We start from the raw sequence: 9,272 nt of genomic DNA, 5'->3' as shown, positions 1-9,272 counted from the left end.
GAGATGGGGAGATCGGGAGATGGGGAGATCGGGAGAAATAAATAACAACCATCAACCATCAATTAACTCCTAACTTCTACTCTTAAAACTCCACATCATCTTCATCAAGTTCTTCTAATTCCGATGAATCAGCGAGTTCGTCGGATATTTCTGTTGGTTCTTCGTTTAATGGAATAATCTCTCCGTCTAATGCTTGTGCTAAACGTCGAGCAGCGTTCATGATCAGATCAATTTCTGGATCTTTTGATGTTGTCTCTGGTTGAGGAGGTGTTGGAATTGCTTGCTCTGGAGGAGCAGTATTGTTTGCTGCTGGGCTCGGTTGAGTTCTGGGAGTGGAAATTTGAGATGGTTGGGTTTTTTCTGGGGTGGAAGGAGGTACTGCTTGGGATGGAGGTTGTAGTGGTGCTTGTGGTGGTATGTATGTAGCAGAAGCATCCGGCTCTGAGTGCACTGGAGTCGAAGTCGCAGCAGTTGAGTTTGTAGGTGTAGCCGCGTTGGCTATTTCTAAATTTACTTGGATTTGACGGTTAAAAGTTACTTGAAATGCTGTTGTAATTTTCTCTTGGTCTTGTTGTACTTTCTTGTACCATGCTTCTTTGACGGCAACCCTAGCCATAGAGCCATCAAACTCCACAATGCGACACATTTGACGCAGTAGTTCCCGTCGGGAAACTGGTAAGAAGTTGGCGAGTACCTGTTGCCAGATTTGGTTTACGTTAATTTGTGCGGGAATTTCTGGAGGTGGGGAGGGGTTCGGTGGGGGAGAAGCAGGAGAAGAATTATTAACAACTGAAGCAGTAGAGGGGGTAGAAGATTCTGGCTGTGGTGTGGTGTATTGTTTTCTGGTTCCATTTCCATTTTCTGATGCTTTCGGAGTTGCGATGTTGTTGGAAGCAGGTGGATGAGAAGGTACAACACTATGAGGTGTTGGAGGATGATCAACCGCACCCTGGGGGTGAATGTTTGCTTTCGGTGGGCTGGAGTTATGTGGGCTTGAGTTAAATTTAGATCGGTTTTCTTGGTAGCCAATAGCTGGTGGCTGAATCGCAATCGGCACGCCGATCGCAGATGGCAATAATCCGAGTAAGGTGATTTCCAGCCACAAACGCGGTTGAGTAGTGTTTTTGATTTGCACTTCGGAGGTACGTAGGTGCTGCTGTCCTTGCAAAATCGTACTTATTTCTAGATTTTGAGCAACATCTGTGAGTATTCCCCACATCGCTTGAGTACAAGCAACCAAATCATTACGGCTGGGTGCAGTTTTGACAATGAGTAAATCACGGTAGAAGGAAGCGAGATTTTGGAGAATAATTAAAGGTTCTTTACCACAGTCTAATATTTTGCGGTTACAGTCGATTACGGCTTCGGAGTTGTCGGAGACTATCGCTTTTAATAAGTCTAGTAAATCGTATTCGCTGACCGAACCAACTAAATCCCAAACTTTTTCTGGTGTTATTTCTCCTGATAATAAACCTAATTGGTCGAGAAGACTTTCAGCGTCTCGCAATCCTCCTTGAGAGACTTGAGCAACTAAGGTAATGGCTTCTGTTGTGATATTAATATTTTCTTTGACAGCGATATGTCTTAAATGCTGCACCATCGCGTCTATAGGAATGCGTCGAAAATCAAACCTTTGGCAGCGCGAAATAATTGTTGGTAAGACTCTTTGGGGGTCTGTGGTCGCCAAAACAAAGACAACGTGTCTCGGTGGTTCTTCTAATGTTTTTAGCAATGCATTGAATGCCTGAGTACTGAGCATATGGCATTCATCGATTACATAAACTTTATAGCGGCATTGCACCGGAGCAAATTGCGCTCTTTCAATAATTTCTCTAATGTTATCGACACCCGTATTACTCGCAGCGTCAATTTCAATCACATCTAAAGTGGCACCTTTACTAATTCCTTGACAAGCGTCACACTTTCCGCATGGTTGTGGCGTTGGTCGATCGCCATTCAAGCAATTAAGGGATTTCGCCAAAATGCGAGCGCTAGAGGTTTTACCCGTCCCTCTAGGACCAGTAAATAAATAAGCCGGAGCAATCTTAAGGGTATTAATTGCATTTGTAAGAGTAGTCGCGATCGCCTCTTGTCCAACTAATTCAGCAAAAGTCCTTGGGCGATATTTATGATGCAGCGGTTCGTAAGACATGGAGGAGACAGCGCCGTGAAAGCTTTTCGGAGTTGGGAGTTGGGAGTTAGGAGTTAGGAGTTAGGAGTTGGGAGTTGGGAGTTGGGAGTTGGGAGTTGGGAGTTGGGAGTACCCCTGAAGACTGTGTACTAATATAGTACTACTCAGAAGCCTTATTCTCATGTTATGAGCTTCAACTTTCTAATCTAAAATTTGTTAGTACAAACGCTCACCGTCTTCAGACCTAGAGTAAGGAGTTAGTTAACTGTCAACTGTCAACTGTCAACTGTCCCCTCAACAGTTATCAGTTATCAGTTATCAGTTATCAGTTAAAAACTGTAAATCAATTGGGAGTCAGAGTCCCCCACTTCTAAAAGTGGTGTGTTTCAGTCGGGGTTAAATCCCCAACTGAAACCGTGATAACTGATAACTGTTGACTGTTCACTGATTTAATTCCAATTAATTTGTAAAATTTACATCTTAAAAAAAACAAACACTTAAAGAAAACGGGTGAGTAGTAGCTACAATTTTAAGGTAATTAACACGCTATGGGTGCCTGTATGCTAAGACGGCTGATACAATGGCTGAAAAAGTTTTTTCAAAGGTTATTTGGCACAAAGCAGCAAAATACTTCGCATAAACACAATTCTCCGACTTCACCACCTCCACCTCTTAACGATACAGATTTAGAATTTTTATTTACAGAGCTTTTAGAAGGTGTTCATCAAGCACGGGGACAAGCTTGGGCGCAAAAATGGTTAGAAAATATCGAACATCGAGTTCCCCAGCAACGTTGGGTGGAATGGTTACAAAAATTTGGCGATAAGTTGTTAGCTGCATCAACACCAAATAATGAGTTGGCTTCTCGATTGGTACAGTTAGGTGAATTGGGAGTTGGTCCGGTTTCTAATGTTGCTTACGATATCGGAATGCGGTTATTAACTCGTAACGAAGTCGAACCTATATGGGAATATGCTGGACCTGATGCTCCCATACAAAATACTGTAGCTCAATCGCGTTTCACTGAGGAACGCCCGTCAGCGCAGGCACCTGTACCGCTGACTCAACAAGAGCAAGTAGAACAAACAGCAAGCGAAACGGAAGGAGAATATCAAACCATTACTGTCGAAGAGTTAATGGAGTTAATCCAAGACGATGTAGATTTGCGATCGCAAATTGCCCAACAACTGGGAATTGAAACAGATGACCCGCAAGTGATTATCCAAACATTAGTTAATCAGTACAACGTTGCCAGATAAGATGCAAGTAAATATTACTATTCAAAATCTAAATGTTTGACTTCTAAACTTAAATGTGCATTGAAATCAATCACATTAATTTTTAATAATTTTCTGCCAAATATACGGAATTGTCGAGCAAGTTTATTTTGTTTTCAAAGCGTATCTTGTCTAGCAAGTTATTTTCCGGAAAGTTTGTTAAGTTATCTCAGAAGTGGCAATGTTACTTCTCATCCCACAAGTTTATGTTTTATCGAGTGTTCCTAAAAATCAGGGTTTCTCTAGCAGCGAACTCTGACTTTTTACGGGCGTAATTGGTTGCATTTGTAGAAAAGTTCACATACTTTGGTAGCCTATTACGTAACTATTTATTTTTTTTACACAGCACTCGTTAAAATCTATGTGAACTACATTTAACAATGCAGCAGATGCTCAGGCGGCTAGTGCAGAGGTTCCTAAAGTCTATCCAACAGTTTTTTGGCATGAAGCAGACTCCTTCGAGAAGAGAGAAGGAGATGCAGACGGCTAGGGAGTTACCAGAACTGACGAATTCGGATCTGGAATTTTTGTTTACCCAACTTTTAGAAGGGGTATATCAAGGTCGAGAACAGCATTGGGCGAAAAGATGGCTGCAAAATATCGAACATCGCGTTTCTCAACAGCGTTGGTTGGAGTGGTTGCAAGATTTTGGCAATAAAATTTTAGCTTCATCAGCACCAAATCACGAGTTAGCTTCGAGAATGGTGGATTTGGGTGAACTCGAAATCGGTGAAATCGGAGATGTTGCTTACGATATCGGCATCCAATTGTTGACACGGAATGCTAAGCAGCAAACAGTATATTCGATTCCCATATCTACTGAATTTGAAGGGTTGACCGGGGAAAGCCGATCAGCGCAAGCACAGCCGTTACAGGGCGGTGTACCGCTGAGTTCTGGTTCTTCCATTTCCCAAGAATTAATTATTCAACCAATTGCAGCGAATGGTGAAGATGATTTTGATGTTCAATCAGAAGAACTGATAATTGAATCAATTGCTACAAATGGTCAATTTGAGACTACATCTTTAGAAGATTCTCCCGGACAAGAGTTGATCCGTGAATTCGGCGAATTGTTATGGGAAAATTACGAGCCGAGTAGTAACGCGATCGCACCTGCAAACACTGCGGAGCATCGGATTTTGTCATCCCAAGAGTTCCCCGAAGCTTTATACGAACAAATATTTGAGTATGAAGAAGAATTAGACGAACCAGAAGTACCTGCTGAAAATACTAACAAAACAGGATTTGAAGAAGAATTAGAACAAGAAGTTACTCCCGGACAAGATTTAGTAAGTAATTTGGGAGAATTACTCTGGAAAGAGGAAGAAACAGGGCAAAACAACGATAAAAGTTCTGTTAATGCTTCAGAACAAGAGTTTATCAATGATTTGAGCGATTTGGTCTGGGATTATCCCGAACAAAATCAAGAAGATACAATTCTTGCACCAGTTCCAGATGCAGTTGAAGATCAGCCTTTGGACACAACTAAAGTACCGATTCAAGATTCGGTTGAAGATGAAGAAGACGAAACCTTTAATGCTTTATTGGAATTAGCTGAGGAAGTAGAAGAAGATGATGATGATGTTGTTGTAGAAGCGGAATTTCTCGATTCAACTACATTATCTACAACTTCTACAACTTCTGTGGAACCCACTGTAACAACCGCCATAGATCAATTGTTGGTTCGGTTGGGTGAAAGTGCAAATCTAGTTCAACAGCTTGCTTCTGGGTTGGAAGAAGGACGATGGTCAGTTTCTCAAGTTACTGATGAAGATCAAGTAGTTGAGGATGACAGCGCAGCACAAGCAGCAGAAGCATGGTTTTATCAAGGACTTTCCCAAGCTAGAGCGGGTAATTTAGAATTAGCTATTGAATTGTATGAAAAAGCGGTACAAACCAAGCCTGATGTCCATGAATATTGGTTTAACCGGGGTTTAACGCTGTTTCATTTGGGACAGTTGGAAGATGCGATCGCCTCTTACGATCAAGCAATTGAAATTAAAAATGATTTTTATAAAGGATGGTACAACCGGGGTAGAGCTTTGGGTGAATTGGGATTTTTTGAAGAGGCTATTGTTTCTTTTAATACAGCAATTCAAATTAAACCTAATTACCAAGAAGCTTGGTCTAGCAATGGTTTGGCGTTACTGAAATTAGGACGTGTCGATCAAGCTATCTTCAGTTACGATAAGTCATTGGAATTGGAACCGTTAGACCCAGAAAACTGGTATTACCGGGGTGTGGCGCTATCGAACAATGCAAGGTATGAAGATGCAATTGATTCCTACAATAAAGCTCTGGAGTTGGAACCGTATTTACACGATGCTTGGGTTGACAAAGGTGTAGCCGAGAGCCAATTAGGACAATGGAACCAGGCTATAGCTTCTTGGGATGAAGCTTTGAAAATTAGACCGGATTTCTACTTAACTTGGTTTAACCGCGCTGTAGCATTGGATAACTTGGGCAGTAGAGAAGAAGCGGTTACATCTTACGATAAAGCTTTAGAAATTGAGCCGAATTTCCACTTAGCTTGGTACAATCGAGCGGTAGCGCTGTTCTATATAGAACAATACGAACAAGCTATTCTTTGTTACGATCGCGCTTTGGAAATCAAAGCCGATTATTGGGAAGCTTGGCTTGGTAGAGGTAGTGCGGCAGAAAAATCCCAAAATTTTGATTCTCAATTAAGTTTATCTAGTCCCGTTGCCCAAAGCAATTCCGCTTTGAATGCGCGGGGTGAACAAGGTAAATTAGCCAGCTATTTAGAAGCTTTAAAATATGTCAGTGACAATACTCAGCCAGAAGGTTGGGGTAGATTACATTTAGCAATCGGTAATTGTTATTACGATATTGGTAAAAGATATTCTACTCCCCGTGATTATTGGTATGAAGCGGTGGATGAGTATAATCAAGCATTGGTGACGATTACCGCAGATGATTTTCCTGAGCTGCATTTAGAAGTATTACAAAACTTCATTAAAGTTTTGGTTGGTTTGAGGGAAACCAAGCAAGCTCAGGAGTTGCATCAATACAGCACCGATTTGTTGCAAGAATTGTTAACTCAACCAAATCGTAGCGACGAAAACAGAAAGCAATTAACTCTAAAAAATATTGGTTTTGAACAGTTAGCGGTTGAAATTGCCATTCAGTACGGTGAAATCGTCCAAGGCTTAGAAATCGCCGAACATGGTAAAAATGCTTGTTTAACTTGGCTGTTGTACGGTTGGACGGATAAGATTAACTCACCAAATTACAAATCGATTTTACAGCTACTTAATCCCACAACCGCTGCAATTTACTGGCATATCAGTCCATCAAGTTTACGTACTTTTATCATTAAGCCCAACGCTCCCGAACCAATTCCCGTATTTACACCAGTTCTGAATGTAGCGCCAGATGAATATCCCTTACCCGAAGCAATTAATCGGTTGGTAGAATTTGCCGATTGGCTCGAAGAATGGAATCGGGAATATGCTGACTATCGCAGTGAAAACAGGGATAAACAAAGTAAAGTTAATCATTTCTGGCGTAGGGATATGGAGCGGCGGATGGCGCAACTCCGAGAAATACTGTGTATCGGCAGCATCGAACAGGAACTTCAAGGAATTAGTAATATTATTTTAATTCCTCACCGCGATTTACATAAATTTCCTTTACACGGGTTATTTTCCGCAAAATTTGCCATCAGCTATTTACCCAGCTTGCAAATCGGATTAAATTTACAACAACAAAAGCATTCTACGAATAAATCTTCACCAAAATTACTGAGTGTAGAACATCCCGATACTAAAGATTATCCTCCCTTTAAATCTGCCAAATTAGCGGCTTTAGCTATTAGTCAACTTTTTCATAATCCCCATCGTATTCAGGGAATAGAAGCGACAAAACCACAAGTAGAAAATGCTTTAGCAGGAAATTATAATATATTTAATTTTTACGGTTATGCAAACGATAAGGCTAATTCCTCAATCTCAGAAATATTATTAGCTTGGGAAGACAAAATTACCCTAGATCAAATTTGTAAAAAACCACTTCATCGTTATAATTTGTTTACCCTGTCAGCGTGTGAAATTGCGGTAAACAAGCAACAAATTACCACTGAATATGCAGGTTTAACCAGTGGTTTATTAAGTCAAGGAGTTAAACACGTAGTAAGTAGTTTGTGGAGAGTAGAATCAACCGCTAACGCTTTAGTAATCATCGAATTTTATCGCAGATTGCAATCTGGTAAAACATCGGTAATTGCCTTAAAAGAAGCAGTGGAATGGTTGAAAGAATTGACAGCAGGAGAATTGACAAAATGGTACGAAAACCTATTGAATCAACTTCCTCCTGAAGGATTGAGAATGAAAGCGCAACTCGCTACACAATTATATAGAACCAGTCAAATGGAAGCTGATACAAAATTGTACAGTCATCCTTATTATTGGGCAGCGTTTGTGATTGGGGGAGTTAGCAATTAACAATGTTCATTGTAGGGTGTGTTACGGCACGAGATAATATTATTCAAAGATTACTATTTTAATAATTCCGTAACGCACCATCGGACTAAATAAATATTTTAGGTAGTATCAAATTAATAATGTAGAGACGTAGCACTGCTACGTCTCCCGATATTTGGTTTATACCGAGAATTTAGTGAAATGTTAGAGTCATAGCGGAACCTTGAGAAGCAATTCAAATTACAAACCAAAAAAAGTCTTTGCAACCCCAAAGTAAGGAAGAAGTTTCTTCAAAACAGGTTGAATATTTCCCCACAAAGTCTTCCCAGATTCCACCGTTTTACTAGCAGTTTCTATCGTTTGAGCCAATTTATAAAGATTGATTTGTGACGACAGTAGCGCCGTAACTTCTCAAAGTTTCGCTAATTGCCTCTTCTAGGGAAGTCGGCTTGAAGCCTGGTACAAGGGTTTCAAATTTTGACGTATCAAGCCGAATTGGCATTTCGTAAAGATATTTCATTTCCGCTACTTCACGCAACATTGGTGAAAATATGCCAATCAGCGAAACCATATTCCAGGGCATGGAGCGCACAGACAAATGTGGTTGTCCTGTTTTATGTGCAGCCATATCAACCAAATCCTTTATGGAAATTTCTGCAATCGAAGGTGCATTGACAATCTCAAAAACCCCAAATTCTTGGTTCTGCAATAACTCAGCTATAGCCTTTGCTAAATCAGGCACATAGGTGAATTGATGGGGAGTTTTACCCGCACCGAAAATATCCGCTGGTTTGCCCTCTACTATATTGCCGAATATTCTGTCTACAAATCCATTACGCACGTTAGGTCCGAAAAAATCAGAAGCCCTGACAATCAGAACCTTTAAACCGTGTTTTTCACTAGCTTGGCGTAACATATTTTCTAGTTTGGCTCGGATTTGTCCTTTTTTAGTGGAAGAAGCATTGACTGCATTTTCATCAAAAGGAGTTTCCCCTGGAGTACCGAGGGCGTAAACATTTCCGGGAAAAACTATTCTAGGTGGTGTTTCCTGCATGAGGGCAGCCTTGATGGTAGCTTCCAGAGCGCGAGGCATGAACGGTTCCCATTCCGGATAGGGACGGTTGAGACCGAACATAACTGTATCCGCACCGTAGAAAGTTTTGCTCAGAGAATCAATATCAAGCACATCTGTATCCTGCTTGATTTCTACTAATGTATTGTTTTGAAGAACATTTGGCAGCTTTTGCGGAGAACGTGTTACCAGTCTGAGTGTTTCTCCACGAGCTAACAGTTCAACACTTATGTCAGTACCAAAGCCGCCGCTTGCACCTAAAATAACTGTGCAGTTTTTCTTGTTTTGTTGTGATTGGTTCATTTTTTTTAGTCTCCTTTATATATCGGTTTTTACTTAGATAAAATTAT

At 40.8% G+C, this 9,272-nt stretch carries 4 protein-coding genes; 2 read left to right on the top strand and 2 right to left on the bottom strand.

Annotation, left to right across the window (positions count from 1 at the left end):
• Positions 1-82: 82 nt before the first annotated feature.
• Complete coding sequence (locus IQ247_RS19365; RefSeq protein WP_193922739.1) at positions 83-2,152, bottom strand: DNA polymerase III subunit gamma/tau; 2,070 nt, start codon at positions 2,150-2,152, stop codon at positions 83-85.
• Between the two features lie 539 nt (positions 2,153-2,691).
• On the opposite strand from IQ247_RS19365, the gene IQ247_RS19360 reads away from it, so the two are divergent.
• Together IQ247_RS19360 and IQ247_RS19355 are read left to right on the top strand one after the other, a co-directional pair.
• Positions 2,692-3,390, top strand: coding sequence for a hypothetical protein (locus tag IQ247_RS19360; RefSeq protein ID WP_193922738.1), 699 nt, complete (start codon positions 2,692-2,694; stop codon positions 3,388-3,390).
• A 461-nt stretch (positions 3,391-3,851) separates the two neighbouring features.
• Positions 3,852-7,871 (top strand): CHAT domain-containing protein, encoded by a 4,020-nt coding sequence (locus IQ247_RS19355; protein WP_228059876.1) that lies wholly within the window; start codon positions 3,852-3,854, stop codon positions 7,869-7,871.
• Between the two features lie 349 nt (positions 7,872-8,220).
• Here the strand turns inward: IQ247_RS19355 and IQ247_RS19350 are convergent, their stop codons facing one another.
• Positions 8,221-9,225 carry an NAD-dependent epimerase/dehydratase family protein gene (locus IQ247_RS19350; RefSeq protein WP_193922737.1) on the bottom strand — a complete coding sequence of 335 codons (1,005 nt, stop codon included), beginning with the start codon at positions 9,223-9,225 and terminating at the stop codon, positions 8,221-8,223.
• Positions 9,226-9,272 lie beyond the last annotated feature (47 nt).

The organism is Plectonema cf. radiosum LEGE 06105 (assembly GCF_015207665.1).
In the GTDB taxonomy this organism is placed as follows: Bacteria; Cyanobacteriota; Cyanobacteriia; order Cyanobacteriales; family Nostocaceae; genus Rivularia; species Rivularia radiosa_A.
This window is presented reverse-complemented; position numbering and strand designations above follow the sequence as displayed.